Source organism: Pseudoglutamicibacter albus (assembly GCF_022346425.1).
Taxonomy (GTDB): domain Bacteria; phylum Actinomycetota; class Actinomycetes; order Actinomycetales; family Micrococcaceae; genus Pseudoglutamicibacter; species Pseudoglutamicibacter albus.
This window is the reverse complement of sequence record NZ_JAKRCW010000002.1, coordinates 88,689-107,082: the sequence shown is the minus strand read 5'-3', so window position 1 is coordinate 107,082 and position 18,394 is coordinate 88,689. Positions and strand designations below refer to the sequence as shown.

17 protein-coding genes and 1 tRNA gene are annotated in these 18,394 nt (G+C 60.7%); 8 read left to right on the top strand and 10 right to left on the bottom strand.

Translation table 11 applies throughout. The annotated features are described in order from the left end of the window. Positions 1 to 142: 142 nt before the first annotated feature. Both MHJ63_RS01825 and dnaK read right to left on the bottom strand, forming a co-directional pair. A complete protein-coding gene (locus MHJ63_RS01825; RefSeq protein ID WP_239445999.1) occupies positions 143 to 751 on the bottom strand; it encodes a nucleotide exchange factor GrpE in 609 nt (202 codons plus the stop codon). Positions 752 to 762: 11 nt separating this feature from the next. Continuing rightward, positions 763 to 2,616 carry a molecular chaperone DnaK gene (gene dnaK, locus MHJ63_RS01820; protein WP_239445997.1) on the bottom strand — a complete coding sequence of 618 codons (1,854 nt, stop codon included), beginning with the start codon at positions 2,614 to 2,616 and terminating at the stop codon, positions 763 to 765. Positions 2,617 to 2,830: 214 nt separating this feature from the next. On the opposite strand from dnaK, the gene MHJ63_RS01815 reads away from it, so the two are divergent. Beyond that, positions 2,831 to 3,391, top strand: a complete 561-nt coding sequence (locus MHJ63_RS01815; RefSeq protein WP_239445996.1) for a low molecular weight protein-tyrosine-phosphatase — start codon at positions 2,831 to 2,833, stop codon at positions 3,389 to 3,391. Beyond that, positions 3,367 to 3,954, top strand: a complete 588-nt coding sequence (locus MHJ63_RS01810; protein ID WP_239445995.1) for a nucleoside/nucleotide kinase family protein — start codon at positions 3,367 to 3,369, stop codon at positions 3,952 to 3,954. Before MHJ63_RS01815 ends, MHJ63_RS01810 begins: the two co-directional genes overlap by 25 nt. On the opposite strand, the gene cls is transcribed toward MHJ63_RS01810, so the two are convergent. Continuing rightward, positions 3,935 to 5,413 carry a cardiolipin synthase gene (cls, locus tag MHJ63_RS01805; RefSeq protein ID WP_239445994.1) on the bottom strand — a complete coding sequence of 493 codons (1,479 nt, stop codon included), beginning with the start codon at positions 5,411 to 5,413 and terminating at the stop codon, positions 3,935 to 3,937. The two genes, MHJ63_RS01810 and cls, sit on opposite strands and share 20 nt — an antisense overlap. Before the next feature lie 162 nt (positions 5,414 to 5,575). Between cls and MHJ63_RS01800 the strand changes: the two genes are divergently transcribed. Further along, complete coding sequence (locus tag MHJ63_RS01800; RefSeq protein ID WP_239445993.1) at positions 5,576 to 6,541, top strand: aminotransferase class IV; 966 nt, start codon at positions 5,576 to 5,578, stop codon at positions 6,539 to 6,541. Positions 6,542 to 6,551: 10 nt separating this feature from the next. Next, complete coding sequence (locus tag MHJ63_RS01795) at positions 6,552 to 6,821, top strand: DUF4235 domain-containing protein (RefSeq protein WP_070491942.1); 270 nt, start codon at positions 6,552 to 6,554, stop codon at positions 6,819 to 6,821. A 233-nt stretch (positions 6,822 to 7,054) separates the two neighbouring features. Here the strand turns inward: MHJ63_RS01795 and mnhG are convergent, their stop codons facing one another. Genes mnhG through MHJ63_RS01765 form a run of 6 tightly spaced genes read right to left on the bottom strand, consistent with a single transcriptional unit; the run spans position 7,055 to position 13,931 of the window. Next, positions 7,055 to 7,477 carry a monovalent cation/H(+) antiporter subunit G gene (gene mnhG, locus MHJ63_RS01790; RefSeq protein WP_052048780.1) on the bottom strand — a complete coding sequence of 141 codons (423 nt, stop codon included), beginning with the start codon at positions 7,475 to 7,477 and terminating at the stop codon, positions 7,055 to 7,057. Positions 7,478 to 7,482: 5 nt separating this feature from the next. Then, positions 7,483 to 7,878: an MrpF/PhaF family protein gene (locus MHJ63_RS10010; protein ID WP_070507265.1), complete on the bottom strand. Its 396-nt coding sequence runs from the start codon at positions 7,876 to 7,878 to the stop codon at positions 7,483 to 7,485. After that, positions 7,875 to 8,528 (bottom strand): Na+/H+ antiporter subunit E, encoded by a 654-nt coding sequence (locus MHJ63_RS01780; protein ID WP_232219327.1) that lies wholly within the window; start codon positions 8,526 to 8,528, stop codon positions 7,875 to 7,877. The genes MHJ63_RS10010 and MHJ63_RS01780 overlap by 4 nt, the downstream gene beginning before the upstream one ends. Continuing rightward, positions 8,525 to 10,255: a Na+/H+ antiporter subunit D gene (locus MHJ63_RS01775; RefSeq protein WP_239445992.1), complete on the bottom strand. Its 1,731-nt coding sequence runs from the start codon at positions 10,253 to 10,255 to the stop codon at positions 8,525 to 8,527. The genes MHJ63_RS01780 and MHJ63_RS01775 overlap by 4 nt, the downstream gene beginning before the upstream one ends. Continuing rightward, the gene (locus tag MHJ63_RS01770; RefSeq protein WP_084590512.1) at positions 10,255 to 10,842 is read right to left on the bottom strand and encodes a Na(+)/H(+) antiporter subunit C; all 588 of its coding nucleotides are present in this window, start codon (positions 10,840 to 10,842) and stop codon (positions 10,255 to 10,257) included. Before MHJ63_RS01770 ends, MHJ63_RS01775 begins: the two co-directional genes overlap by 1 nt. Continuing rightward, positions 10,839 to 13,931: a Na+/H+ antiporter subunit A gene (locus tag MHJ63_RS01765; RefSeq protein WP_239445991.1), complete on the bottom strand. Its 3,093-nt coding sequence runs from the start codon at positions 13,929 to 13,931 to the stop codon at positions 10,839 to 10,841. Before MHJ63_RS01765 ends, MHJ63_RS01770 begins: the two co-directional genes overlap by 4 nt. Positions 13,932 to 14,033: 102 nt before the next feature. Between MHJ63_RS01765 and MHJ63_RS01760 the strand changes: the two genes are divergently transcribed. Then, positions 14,034 to 15,401 carry an MFS transporter gene (locus MHJ63_RS01760; RefSeq protein ID WP_239445990.1) on the top strand — a complete coding sequence of 456 codons (1,368 nt, stop codon included), beginning with the start codon at positions 14,034 to 14,036 and terminating at the stop codon, positions 15,399 to 15,401. Positions 15,402 to 15,481: 80 nt separating this feature from the next. Here MHJ63_RS01760 and dcd read toward each other — a convergent pair whose 3' ends face one another. Beyond that, positions 15,482 to 16,063, bottom strand: a complete 582-nt coding sequence (gene dcd / locus MHJ63_RS01755) for a dCTP deaminase (protein WP_070491920.1) — start codon at positions 16,061 to 16,063, stop codon at positions 15,482 to 15,484. A gap of 218 nt (positions 16,064 to 16,281) precedes the next feature. Between dcd and MHJ63_RS01750 the strand changes: the two genes are divergently transcribed. The 3 genes from MHJ63_RS01750 to MHJ63_RS01740 all read left to right on the top strand — a co-directional run bounded on the left by MHJ63_RS01750 (position 16,282) and on the right by MHJ63_RS01740 (position 18,264). Continuing rightward, entirely contained in the window at positions 16,282 to 17,208 is a 927-nt protein-coding gene (locus tag MHJ63_RS01750; protein ID WP_239445989.1) for a M15 family metallopeptidase, read from the top strand. A gap of 46 nt (positions 17,209 to 17,254) precedes the next feature. After that, positions 17,255 to 18,055: an SseB family protein gene (locus tag MHJ63_RS01745; RefSeq protein ID WP_239445988.1), complete on the top strand. Its 801-nt coding sequence runs from the start codon at positions 17,255 to 17,257 to the stop codon at positions 18,053 to 18,055. 135 nt (positions 18,056 to 18,190) lie between these two features. Then, positions 18,191 to 18,264, top strand: a tRNA-Gly gene (locus MHJ63_RS01740). Positions 18,265 to 18,394: the final 130 nt, after the last annotated feature.

The following is an 18,394-nucleotide window of genomic DNA, read 5'->3' as shown; positions in this document are numbered from 1 at the left end:
CAAAATCTATAAAAATCTATACCTACAACTATCGAAAACAGGCGACGGCGGGCTCAATAGACCTACCGTCTAGACCCGCCGCCGCACTGAATCATTTCACGCGATCATTTCCCGCGATCATTTCCCGCGTTCACGTCACGTTTTATTCGCCGGTGGAAACCATGACCTGCGCTGCACGCAGAACACGGTCACCGCGTTTGAAACCGATCCTGAAGACCTGCCCCACGTGATCCTCCGGAACACCCTCAACGGGTTGGCGGAGCATCGCCTCGTGGATGGTTGGGTCAAACTCGACACCGGTTTGATCGATCCGTTCAAACCCGATGCTGGCCAGGGAACGCTCCAACTTATCGGCTATCGCCGCGAACGGTCCCTCTTCCAGATCACCGTGAGCACGAGCCGCATCGATATCATCCAGAACCGGAATCAAGCTAGCCACGGCCTTGTTGAGTCCCTCGTCGTGAGCGTTCTTCTTATCCCGCTCTACACGGCGGCGGTAGTTCGTGAACTCCGCCTGCAACCGCTGGAGGTCCTCCTTGTATTCGGCCGCGAGGCCCTCCGCATCCATGTCGCCGGATGCGGAGGCCTCTTCGGCTCGTGCGGCGTCGTCGAGGATCTGCTGGGCTTGGCCCAGTGCATCGGTGTCAGCGGCGCCTTCCTCCGGGGCGGCAGGGGCTTGTTCTTCACCCGCTGCTTCTGGCCCGGTTTCTTCAGGCTGCTGATCGCCTAGATTCTTCTCCTCGTTCGACATGTGCCACTACCTCACTTCTGGTCTTCGTCTTCGTCAACGACCTCGGCGTCTACAACGTCGTCATCATCCGAGCCGCCGGCGTTAGCCGCACCCTCAGCGCCAGCCTCAGACTGAGCCTGTGCGTAGAGAGCCTCGCCCAGCTTGGTCTGGGACTGCTGCAGCTTCTCGAACTTGGCCTTGACCTCGTCGTCGTTGCCCTCAGGGGTTTCAAGTTCCTTCTTGAGCGCATCGACATCAGCCTGGACCTCGTTTTTGACGTTCTCCGGCAGCTTGTCAGCGTTGTCCTTGATGAGCTTGTCCACCGAGTAGGCCGCGGACTCTGCAGCGTTGCGGGTCTCGGCGGCCTCGCGGCGTGCCTTGTCCTCTGCAGCGTGCTCTTCAGCTTCCTTGACCATGCGGTCGATGTCCGACTGATCCAGCGACGTACCGCCGGTGATGGTCATGGACTGCTCGGTGCCGGTGCCCTTGTCCTTAGCGGAGACGTGCACGATGCCGTTGGCGTCGATGTCGAAGGTCACTTCGATCTGTGGCAGGCCGCGTGGTGCCGGGGCGATGCCGGTGAGTTCGAAGGTGCCCAGTGGTTTGTTGTCGCGAGTGAATTCGCGTTCGCCCTGGAAGACCTGAATCGACACGGATGGCTGGTTGTCTTCCGCGGTGGTGAAGGTCTCGGACCGCTTGGTTGGGATAGCGGTGTTGCGTTCGATCAGCTTGGTCATGACGCCGCCCTTGGTCTCGATACCGAGGGAGAGCGGGGTCACGTCGATCAGCAGAACGTCCTTACGTTCACCGGCGAGCACACCTGCCTGCAGTGCCGCGCCCATCGCGACAACCTCGTCAGGGTTGACACCCTTGTTTGGTTCCTTACCGGCCAGTTCCTTCACGAGCTCTGCAACGGCTGGCATGCGGGTCGAGCCACCCACCAAAACCACGTGGGAGATGTCGCTGACCTTCACGCCGGCTTCAGCGATGACGTCGTTGAACGGCTTGCGGGTCCGCTCGAGCAGATCTGCGGTCAGTTCCTGGAACTTAGCGCGGGAGAGGTGCTCGTCCAAGTGGACTGGGCCTTCAGGGGTCACCGAGAGGTACTGCAACGAGATGTTGGTGCTGGTTGCCGAAGACAGCTCACGCTTTGCCTGCTCTGCGGCTTCACGCAGACGCTGCAGCGCGATCTTGTCCTTGGACAGGTCAGCGCCCTTGTTCTTTGCGGACTCGAGCAGCCAGTCAACGATGCGCTGATCCCAGTCGTCACCGCCGAGGCGGTTGTCACCTGCGGTTGCGCGAACCTGAATGGTTGCGAAGCCGTCTTCATCCTTACCGACTTCAAGCAGGGAGACGTCGAACGTACCGCCACCGAGGTCATAGACCAGGATGAGCTCGTCTTCCTTACCCTTATCGAGCCCGTATGCCAGCGCTGCCGCGGTTGGCTCGTTGACGATGCGGGAAACCTTCAAGCCTGCGATCTCGCCGGCTTCCTTGGTTGCCTGACGCTCGGCGTCGTTGAAGTATGCAGGGACCGTAATCACGGCGTCGGTGACCTTTTCACCGAGGTAATCTTCCGCATCGTGCTTGAGCTTCATCAAGATGCGTGCAGAGATTTCCTGCGCGGTGTACTTCTTGTCATCGATGTCGACGGTCCAGTCAGTGCCCATGTGGCGCTTGACGGAGAAGATGGTGCGGTCAACGTTGTTGACGGCCTGGCGCTTAGCGATGTCGCCCACCAGGACCTCGCCACCTTTGGAGAACGCGACCACAGACGGGGTGGTGCGCGAGCCTTCAGCGTTGGCGATCACGGTTGGCTCGCCAGCCTCCAGGATGGAGAGCACCGAGTTGGTAGTACCGAGGTCAATACCTACAGAACGTGCCATTGAATTCCTCTTTTCCGGCCGTTCAGTCAACGGCCTTCACCTTGTCTATTCGACTCAACGCTTGAGTTCCGCGGTTGATAGTTCACCGTCCGGTGATTCACCAACCGAAGCCCCAAACCTGAGCCATCTGTACTCAAGTATGTAACATGAGCCGAGTCTTGTCAACTTATCCTGAGTCACACCGGCTCAACTTTGGTTTAGCTAGTCTGGACTCATGTTGGAAAACGCCTCAACCTCCGCCGGCCACCCCGGCACCACAACGGAACAGAACGCCTCAGACCATGCCCCGTTCACAATCCTTGTGGTGTGCACCGGCAACATCTGCCGCTCCGCGATGGCCCACTACATGCTCCAAGACGCACTCGCCAACGCAGGCATCACCAACGTTCGCGTGGACTCGTGCGGTACATCGGATGAAGAAGCCGGCAACCCAGCCGACCCACGCACCGAGCGCATGCTCAACGAACTCGGCCTCACAGCGAAAGGGCACGTAGCCCGCCAACTCAACGACAACGACTGGGCAGCAACCGACCTGTTCCTTGCAGCAGACGTCCGCCACATCGAAACCCTGCGCGCACTCGCCCCGGCGGAAATCAACCGCTCCCGCATCCGCATGCTTCGCTCCTTCGAACCAGGCGCGGCCCACCAAGACGAAAGCAGCCTGCGCATGGCAGACCCCTGGTACGGCGACATCAACGACTTCGAAATCACGCGCGAGCAAATCACCGCCGCGATCCCGGGAATCATCGAATGGGTACGCGAAGCAAGCCACTGATCATCGCGCTCGACGGCCGCTCAGGGACAGGGAAAACACACCTGAGCTTACGGTTGGCCGAATGGGCGCGGGACGCAGGGCTACACGGCGAGCGCCATAGCGTCGATGTGCTCCACCTCGACGAGCTCTACCCCGGCTGGGACGGCCTCGCCGCAGGCCTTGAAACCTACACGCAACAGGTCCTGCCCGATCTCGTGCGCGACGGCAAGGCGATCTGGACACCCTGGAACTGGCACACCTCACGCCACGATGCACCCCGCACACTCGGGCCCGCGGACATCATCATCATCGAAGGAGTCGGCGCCGGACATCCCGCCGCACGCCCCTTCCTCGCCGGAACACTCACACTCATGCTTGAGACCGCTGCCCGCAAAGAACGCGCACTCGCCCGCGACGGCGCAACCTACGCGCCCTACTGGGACACCTGGGCCGCACAAGAAGAACAGCTACCCGCCGCAAGCGACGGCCCCAACGACATCAGCATCAGCGTCGATAACGGGAACGGCGACGTGCTCGCCCAAGCCCAAGCGTGGTTCAGCACCCTTACTGCACGACCGCAGTGAGGCGCACTACGTTATCCAGCCAGCGTTCGATGCGTGAACGCGAAGCCCACACTTCTTTCGTGAGTAGCTCCGATTCGGCTTTATACGAATCCATGATCTCGTTGAGGGAGGCCACACATTCACTGCCCAGCGTCAACACGGTGATCTCGTTGTTGAGGCTGAAGGAGCGCATATCCATGTTGGAGGAACCGAACACACCCACCGTGTCATCGACCGTGACGCACTTGGAGTGCAGGACATCCGGTGACGGGTATCGGTAGATCTCCACGCCCGCTTCCAACAGGGTGTCGTAGTAGGACTGTTGCGCGTGGTTGGTGATCTTGTTATCGCCCTCGCGGCACAGATACAGTTCCACATCCACCCCGGCTTGCGCGGCAGTCGTCAACGCATACAGTAGCGAATCATCCGGAACCAGGTACGGGGTCGTGATGCGCACCTGCCGGCTCGCGTTATAGATGAGCGAGTTGAACATACGCAGGTTGTTCTCCTGCGGATACCCCGGCCCGGAAGGGATCATCTGCGCGAGCGTGTCCGCGGGACGGTCGTGTTCGGCGAACTGGAGCTGATCGAACACTTTCTTACCGGATTCGAGGTACCAGTCTGTAGCGAAGATGAGGTCGAGGTGGTCCACCATCGGGCCTTCGATGCGGGCCATCATGTCTATCCATTCGCGCCCCTTGCGGTGGGCGGAACGCCGCAGATAGCTTGGCTCGATCAGGTTGATCGAACCGGTCATGCCCACCCGGCCATCGACCACCAGGATCTTGCGGTGGTTACGCAGGTCCGGGCGGCGCCAACGCCACTTGAACGGCGCGATAGGCAACATGCGGTACCACTCGATACCCGCCTCAGTGAGGCGTTCCTTCATCTTCCGGTAACCGGGCAAGCGCCAGCTACCGATCTGATCGAAGAGGAAACGCACCTTGACCCCGCGAGCGGCAGCCCGCTCGAGCGCTTGGAACACCGGCTCGGTGTATTCCTGATCAATACCGGCGATATAGAACTCGACATGCACGTAGTCGTTGGCGGAGTCGATGTCCTCGGCCATCGTCTTCAGGATGTTCTTATAGTCGGCGTCGAAGCGGAACCGGTTACCGCCAGCCAGCGGGTAGCCGGTCAGGTTCTGGTTAAGTTCGGAAACACTCGTGACCCAGCGCGGGAAATGGCCGGGAACTCTATCGAGCGGGTCCGGGCCGACCGCCGTCATGATCTCCCAGTTGACGGCCTCTTGGCGTTCACGCCGCGGCCTGTTGAGCCGGTGCGAACCGAACAGCAAGAAAATAATCAGGCCGACGTAGGGCAACAGGAAGATCGCAAGCAGCCACGCCATCGCGGTGGTGGGGCGGCGGCCCCCAGGCACAATACCGAGCATCGCGATACGGATCAGCAAGTCCACCGTGAGCAACGTGTACGTGAGCCACTCAGGCCAATTCGCTGGCAAAAGCCAGATATCGCCCATCCGGGAGTCCTCTCGCGTTCGTTCCCTGTCGTCGCCGCATCAACCGGCCCGCATGTGAGCCGCCTCAATAAATACCGATACGTGTAACTCTATCTGTGAACGCGCTGTACACCGGTACGCTGAGACAATAATCCTTTGTGGCGGCCTACACGCGGAGGGCTCATGAGCCAGCAGAAGAAGCCGAATTCGATGGTCGCGGTGTGGATCGAGCCCTGTACCGCAACTGTGCCAGAGCCAGCAGCCTCCGATGCGCCGGCGGCTATCGATGCGGGCGCGGGTTGGTCTGTTCGTTGCGTTGATCCTGCGGCGGGCTGGCTGCGGCTTGACGATGCGGGCGTGACCCGCGGTGACGGCGTATTCGAGACATTGCTGTACCGGCGCGGCAGGATCCGGTCTGTGATCGAACATTTGGCGCGGATGGAGCGCTCGGCAGCGGCGCTTGCTCTCGAGATTCCGCCGGCCGCAGTGTGGGAGCGCGCAATCGCGTTGGGCCTGGATGCGTTCTTAGGTCAGGATGCGGATGGCGAACCCGAGGCGTCCATCCGTTGCGTCGCAACCCGCGGAGCTCCTGGCACAGGCCCCGCGTGTTTTGTGACCCTCTCCCCCGTCCCTGCGAGGGATCCGGACCCGAAACCGATCAAGGTTCTGACCCTTGATCGCGGATACGATTCGGGCGCGGCACAGCGCGCCCCGTGGCTGCTGTTGGGCGCTAAGACGCTGTCTTATGCGGTCAACGTCGCCGCGTTGACGTACGCGAAGAAGCACGGCGCCGATGACGCGATCTTCGTGACCAGCGACGGTCTCATCCTCGACGGCTTGACCGCCTCCGTGGTCGCTTCGTATCGCTCTGGCGAAGGCTCCGGGCAGATTGTTGTGCGCACCCCGAGCGTTGAAACGGGCGGCCTCGCTGGCACAACGGTCGCGGCGGTTTCTGAGGCCGCCCGAGCCCTCGGCTGGGAGGTCGAGGCGGTTCCGATGCGGCCTGCCGACCTGCTCACGGCGGATGCGTTGTGGCTTGCGAGCTCGGTCAAGATGCTACGCCCGGTCTCGCATGTGGATGGGGTTGAAGTCGGTGTAGATGCGCAATTACATCGGATTCTTTCCCACGCGCTCGAACAAACGCTGTAGTGTGGAACCCGTGAATGCTTTGAACAAGATTTTCGCGTCCATCTTTTCGCTCGTTGCGGGAATCGTGGGTTCCCGTGTTCTGGAGAACGTATGGGCCCAGGTCACTGGTGCCGACGCTCCAACGAAGAAGAACAAGGAAGCCCGCGAAGAAGCCTCCGCTACCCGCGTTGCCCTGTTTGCGGCGATCTCCGCTGGCATGATGGCTTTGATCCAGACCTCGATCGAGCAGGGCTCTAAGAAGGCCGCCAAGCGCTCTAAAGACAACCCGGAAGAAATCTAGACTCTCCCGGACAAAGATGCACTGCTCCCCATGAGTTGGGCTGTGTCAACAGCGCCCAACTCATGGGGAGCAGTGCTCGTATCAGCGAAACCGCCGAGGCCCCAATACGTGTACGGAACGCCTAATTCGTCAGCAGTGACATCGACGCGAGGCCACTCAATATTGCTCTAGCGCTGTCAGTTGTGGCGGTCATATCCGCCTCGTGATCACTGCTCAACTCACTGATCACTGCCCTAGTGATGGCCGTCGACTTCCGCCTGGACAGCCGTCGGGTGGTGCAACGCTTCACCTCGCGGCGTGCGGTGGTCTTCCGCGTCCTCGGCGGCCTTCACCACGGCCTCAAGGTCGTCCTCGATCAGCGTCGCCCGCTTCAGATGCTTAGAACGGTACGCGGCACGCCCCACCATATGAGCCGAGACCGGGTTGGTCAGAAGCATCATGAGCCAGATCAACGCCAAAACCGGGATCCACTGCCACACCGTGGTTTTGATCGCTACCGCAAGCAGCATCATCAACAGCCCTAAAACCTGCGGTTTAGCCGCCGAGTGCATGCGGGAGAGTACATCCGGGAACGTGAGCATACCGATCGCCGCAGACAAGCTCATGAGGCTGCCGCCGATCATCAAGACCGCGGCGACGATGTCCCAAAACAGCATCCAGTTCACGCCGAATCACCCCGCTCAGCCGGCGCCTGCGCTGCCGGAGCCTGCGCTGCGCCCGGCGTCGCGTCCCCGGCGGCGTCCGTGCCCGTTCCTTCCACGGGCATCTGAGTCGCAGCAGAAGAGGCCGTGACGCGGGCGACCGTCACCGAACCTAAGAAGCCGATCACCGATGCCAAGAAGACCATCGGCAACGAAGAGAAATCACTCGATACTGCCATCCAAATCAACAGGCCGCACGAGATAATCACCAGCAAAACATCCGAGGCGATAATCCGGTCCAGAAGCGAAGGCCCCCGCACAATACGCACCACCGTCAAGATGGCGGCCAAACCCAATATGACCGCAGCCACCATCGCGGCCCAGCCGAACCAACCGTATTCAGTCCACCACATCATCGGGCGTCACCTCCCTTACCGCGCTGAGCATCGACCGCGGCATCAACCGAATGCCAGCCATCAGCTTCACGACGCGCAGCGACCAGCTCACGCGCCACACGTAGCTCCTCTTTACGCAACAGATCCAGCTCCGCGCGCGAACCCATCACATAGATCAGCCGTCGCTCGATCTCCAGGACATCGGCCCGGAACCTGTTCGCGTCTTCCGTGTTCCTGATCCCCAGAACATGCAGGTACAGCGTCCCGTGGCGGCGATCAACATCAACCACGAGTGAGCCCGGGATCAGCGAAGCCACATGTCCCACCGCGGTCATCAGCAAGTCGTCACGGGTACGCAACGGAACCTCAACCACGGCGTTCGTGACGTCCTTGCCCTGCCTCCAGGAAACCCACGTGACCTGGAGCGAACCAGAGACAATCTGTCCCACAAACCAGCCGAGGAACGCCAGCCCACGCACCGGCGAGAAACGGCCCGAAAGCACCACCGGCGGCAAACGGAAAACCCGGACGATCAGCAGCGAGAGCGCCAACCCGAACAGTATGTTCGCCAACGCGAAGGACTGCCACAGGATGCACCACAGCACCACGAGCCACACCAGCAGGGGTAGCTCAACCAGCAGGCGGCGCGTCATTTTCCCGAAACGCTTCACTTGCCTGCACCACCTTCACCGGATCGGTTGGCTTCACCGGACGGGTTCTCCAACGTGCGCCGCTCACCATCTGTTGGGCCGCCGCGTTCCGGTTCGGCGCGGTTCGAAGCCTCGTACACGGCCACGCGGTACTCCTTGCCCTCGAGCATCGCGGCTGATGCTTTATCAGTCAGCTGGAACAGTGGGCCCGCGAAGATCGTCAAAGACAACGATGCGCACACCAGCGCTGCCGTCGAACCGACCATGATGCCTGGCAGGACCTTGACATCGCCGCGGTCTGAATAACGCGAATCCGGGAACTGGGCTACCGCCTCGTAGGTGCGTACGCGGCGGAACTTCTTGTTCATCGCCTCAAGCAGCATCGGGTCCGCGTCCTCAGCGTCCTCAGCACGCCGCCAGAACGCACGGTTCCATACGCGAGCCACCGCGACCAGCGTCAGCAAGCTCGTCAGCAGCGAGGCCGCGATGTTGACCCACGCCATCGCCGTACCGTCCTCGACACCGCCGATGACCAAGCCGACCTTCCCGATGAAGCCCGAGAACGGCGGGATACCGGCAAGGTTCATGGCTGGGATGAAATACAGGACCGCCAAGAACGGAGCGAGCTTAGCGAGCGAACCCAGCCTCTCGATGTTCGAGGTGCCGCCGCGCCGCTCAATCAACCCCACAACCATGAACAGCGAAGTCTGAACCAAAATATGGTGCGCCACATAATAGATCGCGGCAGCGTAACCGGTCTGCGTGCCCAGTGCGATGCCGAAAACCATGTAGCCGATGTGGCTTGTGAGCGTGAACGAGAGCATACGTTTGATCTCGGTCTGGACCAGCGCACCCAGAATACCGACGATCATCGTCAGTACCGCGACCCACATCAGAAGAGCCGAAAGATCGTTGTCCCGGAACAGCAGCGTCTCGGTACGAACAATCGCGTACACGCCCACCTTGGTGAGCAAACCCGCGAACACCGCCGTGACCGGCGCCGGAGCGGTCGGATACGAGTCCGGCAGCCAGAAACTCAACGGGAACACGGCCGCCTTGACGCCGAACGCGATCAGAACCATCAGGTGCAGCAACGTCTGCGTCGTCGGGCCAAGCTGAGCGATCTTATCCGAAACATCCGCCATCGAAACCGTGCCCGTCGCGGCATAGATCACACCGATCGAAATCAGGAACAGCATCGAAGACACAACCGAAACAACAACATAGGTTGTACCGGCGCGGACACGCTCAGCGGAACCACCCAGCGTGATCAACACGTAGGAGGCTGTCAGGAAAATCTCGAAGCCCACATACAGGTTGAACAAGTCACCGGCGACAAACGCGTTAGAGACGCCCGCGACCAAGAACATGTAGGTCGGATAGAAAACCGAGATCGGTCCATCACCGTTCTGGTCCGTATAGCCCTGTCCCGTCGCATAAATCAGCACCGCCAGCGAAACCACATTCGAGACCACCAGCATCAGGGCCGCGAACTCGTCCACCACCAGCGTGATGCCAAACGGTGGAGCCCAGCCACCCATAGTGACCGCGGCAGCACCCAACGAATAAGACCGCAACAGCAACACGAAACCGATCAGCAACGCAAGCGACAGCGTTGTGATCGAAACGAACCGTTGAGCACGCGGGGAACGCTGGAACACGAACGTCAACGCAGCGCCCAGGATCGGCAGCACAACCACCAGCGGAGTCAGCGAAACAACATCGAAAGGCAACGCTTCCCAATTCATCAGCGCTCACCCTTCTCTTGCTCTTCGCGTTCAGCTTCCCGCGCCTTCTCGGTCATGTATTCATCAACAACCCTGCGCGCCTCCGCACGTGTCCGCGCAGCCTGCGCCGGTGTGCAGTTCTCAGGGTCCTCACCCAGGCCGCCATCGTCATCGGAATCAACTTCATCCTGGGTCGCGAACTCCGAATCCTCAACGGGCATCTCGCCGTCCTCTTCAGGGTCGTGCACAATGCCTTCCTGCGAAACACGCACGTCTTCGGCGTCGGCCTGGATCTCATCGGCACGCGAAAGCCACCACGAACGGTAGATCATGCCCAGCAAGAAAGCCGTGACGGCGAAGGAAATCACGATCGCGGTGAGGATCATCGCTTGCGGGAGTGGATCCGAATAATCCTCCGCAGGCACTTCCCCACCTACCAGCGGGGCCAAGCCTCCCGGCCCGCCGGCCGTCAGAATCAAAACATTGACGCCATTGCCCAACAAGAGCGTGCCCAACAAAACCCGGGTCAGGGTGCGCTCAAGCATCAGATAGATGCCCGCGGAGACCAACACCGCGACCATCAACAGCATCGTCACATCGATCGTCATCGGGTCACCTCCGGGCTTGCCCCGGTTCCTTCAGCTGTGTCATCGCTGAGGCTGCCTCGCATCATGTTTTGGCCGCGGACCGCTTGCCCCTCGAAGCCCACCAACGCTTGTTTCGCCTCATGTACGTGATGAATTTCCGCGTCCAAGCGCACATCAAGCTCCGAACCGAGGGATTCCAGCACATCCAGAACCAGGCCCACCACAATGAGGTACACACCGATGTCGAAGACCGTTGAGGTCACAAAGTGGTGTTCACCGAAGAACGTGAAATCGATGACCGCGGATTGGAAGATCTGCCCGCCGAAGAACAGCGGCACAACGCCTGAGATGACCGCGAGCGTCAAACCCGTACCGAGCAGCGCGCCCGGACCCACACGGATCGCTTCTGCGAGCTCAACGCGGCCTCCGGCGAGGTAACGCAGCACGAGCGCAAGACCTGCGAGCAACCCGCCTGCGAAGCCACCGCCTGGCGAATTGTGGCCCGCGAACAGCAGATAGATCGAAAACAGAACGAACGCGTGGAAGATCAGGCGGGTGATGACCTCGATGATGATCGAGCGGCGCTCCGGCGCCAGCGTCCGGCCGGCCACGAGCCACGCCGAGGAGGATCCCGAGCGGTCATCGTCGAGGAACACGCTCGCGACACGCTGACGCACCGGCGAGGCATAGACCGTGCCGATCGAACCGGTGTCCACGCTGCCGACCCTCGTCCTATCCGCGCCGCGAGCCACCACGAAAATCAGCGATGCAACACCGGTTGCCGCGATCGCGAGCACCGTGATCTCACCAAAGGTATCCCACGCGCGAATGTCAACGAGCGTCACGTTCACGATGTTGTGGCCGTGCCCGCCATCGACTGCCAGCTGTGGATACTTCAACGAGATCGGGTCAGCGGTCCGGGCAGCCATCGCGAGCCCTCCGGCAACCGCAGTGAACACGCCGAACGCGACCGCAACCAGAAGTTGCATGCTGCGGCGTCTCCGCGGGCGAGCCTGCCACGCCGAAGCCGGCAAAACACGCAGAGCGAGCAGGAAAGCGATCAACACAATCGTCTCAACCAAAAGCTGAGTCACAGCCAGATCCGGTGCGCCGTGGAACGCGAACAAAGCAACCATGCCCGAGCCGGTCAGCGAAACCATGAGCACACCCATGAAACGCCGGCGCGAACGCATCGCGGCGACCGCGCCGACCGCCATCACAACCAGGATCAAGACGTTGACGAGCTTGGTTGTGAACACCAGGGTTGTGGTTTGCTCGCCGCGGTCGAAGGAGACTCCCCCGCCGATGAGGACCCCGACGGTCGGCACCAGGAGCGCAGTCACGATGATCACGCCGAGGTAGTAGGGCAGCTGGCCGCGCTGCAGTGCGGCGGTTACGCGGTGGGCGGTCCAGTCGATCCCGCTGATGATGTAGCGGTAGGTGCGTTCACCGTCGATGAGCGCCGGTACACGGGCCTGCAGCTTGGATACAGGTTCCCGGGCGAAGAACATGATCAAACCAAGAGCGATGATCCCTGCGGTGATCGCAAGCTCGATGGTGAACCCGTGCCACAGCTCGAGTGGCGCGGTGTGCGGTTCCGCGTCTGGGAAGACGTTGGCGGCCGGGCTCAGTAGCGCATCGGCAGGACCGGGGACGAAACCGAGGGTCACGCTCGCAAGCGTCAAGACCGCGATGGGCACCGCCATCGTCGGTAGTGTCCAGCTGATCGGGGTCGGGTCAACCCCTGGCTTGGTAGCGAATGAACCCCACACGAAGCGGGCCGCGTATGCGAACGTGATGACCGCGCCGATCGTGAACACGACGGTCACGAAAGTGCTCGCGCTGGTTGGTGCGTCGATGAGTGCGGCGAGCGCGGTTTCTTTGGCGATGAACCCGAACGTGACAGGAAGCCCAGCCATCGACGCCGCGGAGATCACGGCGCACACGAACAATACGGGGCGTGCTTTCCACAGCCCGGAGAGGTTCCGTAGATCGCGGGTACCGGTTCCGTGGTCGATCGCACCGACAATGAGGAAGAGCGCGGATTTGAACAGACCGTGCCCGAGCATGAGGGCGAGCCCACCGAGCATCGCTGATGGGGTACCCATCCCGATGACCGCGATGATGAGGCCAAGCTGGGACACGGTCCCGTAGGCAAGGACGAGCTTGATGTCAGTTTGACGCAGTGCGCGCCAGCCACCCAGCAGCAACGTATAGAGACCGAAGCCGACGGTGAGCAGCGTCCAGCCCGGAACGTCCGAGAACCCGGGCGCCAATCGAGCCACTATATAGACGCCGGCTTTGACCATTGCGGCCGCGTGCAGGTAGGCGGAAACCGGGGTTGGAGCGGCCATAGCGCCCGGAAGCCAGAAGTGGAACGGGAACAGTGCGGACTTAGAGATCGCACCAACCAGGATCAGGATGATCGCCGCGGTGACTACAGCGTTGGATGGGGTGATGGGGTTGGGGCCGGTGAGGTCCCCGGTCATCATGAGGATCTCAGAGAGCCGGAAGGTTCCGGCCGTTACTCCGAGCATCACGAGCCCACCGAACATCGCAAGCCCACCAGCGGTGGTCACGATGAGCGCGGTGAGTGCGGAACGGCGTGCTGAGAGCCTCGAGCGGGCGTAACCGATCAGCAGATAGGACAAGATGGTGGTCATCTCCCAGAAAATAAAGAGGGAGATCAAGTCATCTGAGGTCACAAGGCCGAACATCGCGGCCGCGAACGCGGTGAGTTGGGCTGCGAACGGGCCGATCGAGGCGTCTTCAGATTTGAAATAGCGGGCGCAATACAACAACACGAGCGCGCCCACGCCGAGGATCAAAAAGCTCAGAACGGCAGCCAGCGGATCCAAGCGGAAAGCGAATTCCACATCGAACGTAGGAATCCACGTATATTCCTCTTGATGAATAAGATCTTGTCCGACGGTTCCCGGGGCCAGCACCCCCAGTTTTCCGGGCATTCCACGCACAGCCACCACAGTGAGCCACACGAAGCCCGCTGCCGGAACAACAGCCAAAAGATAGAAGGCATTCCTACCGATCCAGCGCACTAAAAACGGGGCTACAAACGCCGCTAGGAACAGTGCAAGCAGGACCGGAAGCACGGTGTCACCTTACATATAGAAGTGCGTTACACGCCGGGACTGCCCAACCAAACAGTCCACAATGCTCTTTCATTCTACAGAACACCGCCATAGGCTCTTCACATGAACACAAGACCGGCTGCCCCATACACGTATGGCCAGGGGACTAAAAAACAGGTTTTCACGTGGTCCTTATGGGACTGGGGCGAGGGCGTCACCAACGCCATCATGCTCACGTTTGTGTTCACCGTTTACCTGACATCTTCGGCGTTTGGCGACCCGGATGCCAACGCGTCATCACTTGCGTTAGCGGTCGCGCTCACGGGCGCGGTGATCGCTCTCACGGCACCAGTCTTGGGGCAACGGGCCGACCGCAGCGGTAAACGCAAACACTGGCTTGGCTTCCACACTGCGGTAATTGTGCTCGCGACCGCCGCATGTTTCTTCATCAAGCCAGACCCTGCATACCTATGGCCGGGTATCTTCCTGATCTGTGTCGCGACGTTCTTCAGCGAGATCGCGAGCGTGAACTATTACGCAATCCTCCCCCAGATCGCACCGAAGGAAAAGATCGGCCGGATCTCCGGCATTGGCTGGGCTTTCGGCTACCTGGGCGGGATCGTATCCCTCGCCGTGGTCTTGTTCGTGTTCGTCCAGCCTGCGACCCCTTGGTTCGGTTCAAACCCCGACGAGGGCTTCAACATCCGCCTGGTCGCTGTATTTTGTGCCGTGTGGATGGCGGTGTTTTGCGCACCGATGTTCTTCACCATCCCGGAGATCCCCGCAACGCCGGGACCTAAAACGAGCTGGCGTGAGTCTTATGTATTACTGTGGCGCAGCATCAAGGGCTTGTGGCATAGGGACCGACCGACGTTGTGGTTCCTGTTGGCTTCTGCGGTGTACCGGGATGGTTTGGCGACTGTTTTCACGTTCGGCGGGATCATCGCGGGAACGGTGTTCGGGATGAGCACGGCCGAGGTGATCATGTTCGCGCTGGTTGGCAACATGGTCGCGGCAGCTGGCGCGTTCATTGGCGGTTGGCTCGACGACGTTGTGGGCCCGCGCGCGGTGATCATGACTGCGCTGTTCGGGCTGATCGGCGCCGGTCTGGGCGTGTTGTTCGCTCAGCACAGCTGGCAGTTCTGGATTTTCGGGCTCGTCCTGTGCCTCTTGGTAGGCCCGGCACAGTCCTCTTCCCGCGCGTTGCTCGCCCGCCGTACCACCGAACACACCGCGGGCGAACTCTTTGGTCTCTACGCGACCACGGGCCGCGCCGTCACTTTCCTCGGCCCGGCACTGTTCGGACTCTCAAGCTTCGTTGCGTCGAACATCATGGACAGCGCAGGTGTGACCGGTAGCGCTACCCGCTACGGCATCGTAGGCATCCTTGTGATTTTCGTGGTCGGGATCGTGTTGTTCTCGCTCGTGCCTGGCATCAAACGTGAAGACACCACTGTCCATGAGGACGCAACCGCGCGCGTTGCGAAATAGCCAACGCTAGGCGGCCGGCAACCGGCGTGGAAACGCGGCGGGGCGCCTAGTCTTCGATGCTTCCTAGTCTTCGATGTTGCCTAGTCTTCGATGCGGGTGCGGTGGAAGTTCAGGTGTGAACGCGAGGCTGTCGGACCGCGCTGGCCCTGGTAACGGTTGAGGTATGGGCCGGTTCCGTATGCATGTTCGGCGGGTGAGGAGAGCTGGAAGAAGCACAGCTGCCCCACTTTGGAGCCGGGCCACAGCATGATCGGCAGGGTCGACATGTTGGATAGTTCCAAGGTGACGTGCCCGGAGAAGCCTGGGTCGATGAACCCTGCGGTCGAGTGGGTCAGCAGACCGAGCCTGCCGAGTGAGGATTTACCTTCGAGACGGGCAGCGATATCGCCGGGGAGGGTCACTTTTTCGTACGTGGCGCCCAGCACGAATTCACCGGGGTGCAAGATGAACGGCTCGTCCGCATCAACTTCAACCAGGCGGGTCAGTTCCGCTTGCTCTGTTGAGGGGTCGATGTAGGGGTACTTGTGGTTGTCGAACAACCGGAAGTAGCGGTCCAGGCGCACATCCACGCTGGAAGGCTGGACCATGTCCTCGCCTCGTGGTTCGAGCGCGATCTTACCGGAATCTAGGGCCTTACGAATATCACCATCTGAGAGCAACACAGGCCCAGAATATCGCGTGTGCACGCTCGCCGGCGTGAGGGTTGCATTCCCGCAAGGAATTTCGGAACCTCGGCAGCTGCATCGGCGGCATTAACCGGCGCCCTTTAATCTGACATAGTAAAGAGGTGCGTAGCGGGTGCGGCGTTTCCGACCGAACGCGTTCACGTTGCGCCCATTCAACCGGCACTAAACCAGCACTTAACCAGGAGGATCAGCTCGTGGTAGGCAGGCATGCTGCGGCGTCGACACAGCGCATCCCGCGCTGGGTTATTCCTGCGGGTGCGATGCTGGCTGTTCTCGCGCTGGTCTTGGTGTTCGTTCTCCCCCGCTTCACATCTGGCCCTACCAACGATGCTTCGGGCACCTCAACCGGGGCGTTCAGTGACACGAAGCAGCGGGCCGGAGCGAACGCATCGGGCACTGATAGTGATGGGCGTGGCGCTGACGATGATCGCGGCAGTATCGCAGGGCCGGAGGTCACCGCCCCGGCTTCAGAATCTGAGTCAGAGAAGCGCGAGAAGAAACCGAAGCGTTCAAAGAAGCCGAACGATAAGGATTCGAAAGACTCCGCGGGAGGCAACCCCGAGATCCCGAGCGATCCTAAGAACATCGAGGTTCTGGCGAATAAGAAGCGGCCCATAGAGCCATTGACGTACGCGCCGACCGACCTAGTGAGTATCGGTAGCGGGCAGAGCCTGCGTAGCGAGGCGGCGAAGGCGTACAAGAAGATGCGGGACGCCGCGGCGGCCACGGGCGTGAGGTTCCATCCCATCAGCGGTTACAGGTCATACAGCCAGCAGGCGGCCACATATAACCATTGGAAAGCGACATACGGGCAGCAACACGCGGATTCGGTTTCCGCAGCGCCCGGCACGAGCGAGCACCAACTAGGGCTGGCCGTGGACGTGACCGATGGGATCTGTAAACTGCGGCGATGCTTCGGCAACACGGAGGCCGGCCAGTGGGTCGCCAAAAACGCGCACAAATATGGTTTCGTGATTCGCTACCCGGAAGGTAAAACCGACATCACCGGTTACTGGCCCGAGCCGTGGCATCTGCGCTACGTAGGGGTGGACCTCGCTAAAGAGCTCACAACGAAAGGGCTAACACTCGAGGAACACTACAAATGGAAGCCTGATAAATAGTGCGTCGTTTGCTCACGGTGGGGTTGAGCTCCGGTAGGTTGGAACTATGAGCACACATGAGCCAGACTCACACGAGAACCAACAGCCTGAGCAGGTAGAACAGCCTGAACAGCTGGATCAGGTGACCCCGGCTGAACAGCCAGTGCAGACTGAACCTGCAGACGAGGTTGCGTCTGCTGATCAGGTCGCGCAACCAGAGTCGGCTGAACAGCCAGTGCAGCAAGAAAAAGCCGAGCACGTTGAAGCCCCGGCGCAAACGGAAGAGTCCGTGCCAGCTGAAGCGGCCGCGCATGTTGAAGATATTGAGCCGGTTGAGGATGCTGGGCTTGCTAAGGACGCGGAGCCGGTAGAGCAGCTCGAGGGTGTTGAGTCCGCCGAGCAGGCTGAACAGTTCCAGGGTGATGAGCACGCTGACGATGCGGAAGCTGCTGAGCCTGAAGACGGTGAGCGTGTTCTGGATGCGAGCGAGCTTGAGCCGTTCAATGACATTGAGCGTGTGATTCTCGAGGGTTCTGAGGGCAAGCTGGCTAGCAACGAGGTGCTCTCCAAGATCGCCGCCGCGAACCTGTTCTTCCTCACCGAGGAAGAGGTTACGGATGAGCAGCAGGAAGTTCAGCCGCTGCTGTTGCAGGGCCCCGACGAGAAGACCGTGCTCGCGGTGTTCACTCACCCTGCCCGTGTTGCCCAGCAGTTTGTTGACATGGCGCCGTATGCGGTCCGCATGCCGGGTTTGCAGGCGTTTCAGCAGGCTGTGGGCGTGGGTATCGCGATCAACCCTGGCCATCCCATCGGGCTCGTGCTGGATGCGGAGTCTGTCGAGAATATCCGCGAGGTCCTCAACAGCTAACCCGCGGCAAGGCTTCTTGTCCTGGCGCCGGCCGTCTTCCCCACGGTTGAGTTACGGTTGTTACCGCAACACGTTTTGGAAAAACGACGTGTGGCGTGCCAGAATCGGAGAGTTCACCCAGCTGGGGTGAACCACGCGGGTGTAGCTTAATGGTAAAGCTCTTGCTTCCCAAGCAAGCGACGCGGGTTCGATTCCCGTCACCCGCTCCACTTAGACGTCGGATTTGATAAGTACCCTTTTGCGTTAGCGAGTATCGCTTAGGGGGGTGTGAAAAATCGCTTGCGTTAGCGAGTGTATAGCGCGTTTGCCCTGACCTGCGGAAATGCTTTCCTCTCTTTC

What these genes read in the sequence shown, in the direction of transcription:
- MHJ63_RS01825 (WP_239445999.1), bottom strand. Translation starts at nt 751, where the DNA reads ATGTCGAACGAGGAGAAGAATCTAGGCGATCAGCAGCCTGAAGAAACC.
- dnaK (WP_239445997.1), bottom strand. Translation starts at nt 2,616, where the DNA reads ATGGCACGTTCTGTAGGTATTGACCTCGGTACTACCAACTCGGTGCTC.
- MHJ63_RS01815 (WP_239445996.1), top strand. Translation starts at nt 2,831, where the DNA reads ATGTTGGAAAACGCCTCAACCTCCGCCGGCCACCCCGGCACCACAACG.
- MHJ63_RS01810 (WP_239445995.1), top strand. Translation starts at nt 3,367, where the DNA reads ATGGGTACGCGAAGCAAGCCACTGATCATCGCGCTCGACGGCCGCTCA.
- cls (WP_239445994.1), bottom strand. Translation starts at nt 5,413, where the DNA reads ATGGGCGATATCTGGCTTTTGCCAGCGAATTGGCCTGAGTGGCTCACG.
- MHJ63_RS01800 (WP_239445993.1), top strand. Translation starts at nt 5,576, where the DNA reads ATGAGCCAGCAGAAGAAGCCGAATTCGATGGTCGCGGTGTGGATCGAG.
- mnhG (WP_052048780.1), bottom strand. Translation starts at nt 7,477, where the DNA reads ATGCTGTTTTGGGACATCGTCGCCGCGGTCTTGATGATCGGCGGCAGC.
- MHJ63_RS10010 (WP_070507265.1), bottom strand. Translation starts at nt 7,878, where the DNA reads ATGATGTGGTGGACTGAATACGGTTGGTTCGGCTGGGCCGCGATGGTG.
- MHJ63_RS01775 (WP_239445992.1), bottom strand. Translation starts at nt 10,255, where the DNA reads ATGAATTGGGAAGCGTTGCCTTTCGATGTTGTTTCGCTGACTCCGCTG.
- MHJ63_RS01770 (WP_084590512.1), bottom strand. Translation starts at nt 10,842, where the DNA reads ATGACGATCGATGTGACGATGCTGTTGATGGTCGCGGTGTTGGTCTCC.
- MHJ63_RS01760 (WP_239445990.1), top strand. Translation starts at nt 14,034, where the DNA reads ATGAACACAAGACCGGCTGCCCCATACACGTATGGCCAGGGGACTAAA.
- MHJ63_RS01745 (WP_239445988.1), top strand. Translation starts at nt 17,255, where the DNA reads ATGAGCACACATGAGCCAGACTCACACGAGAACCAACAGCCTGAGCAG.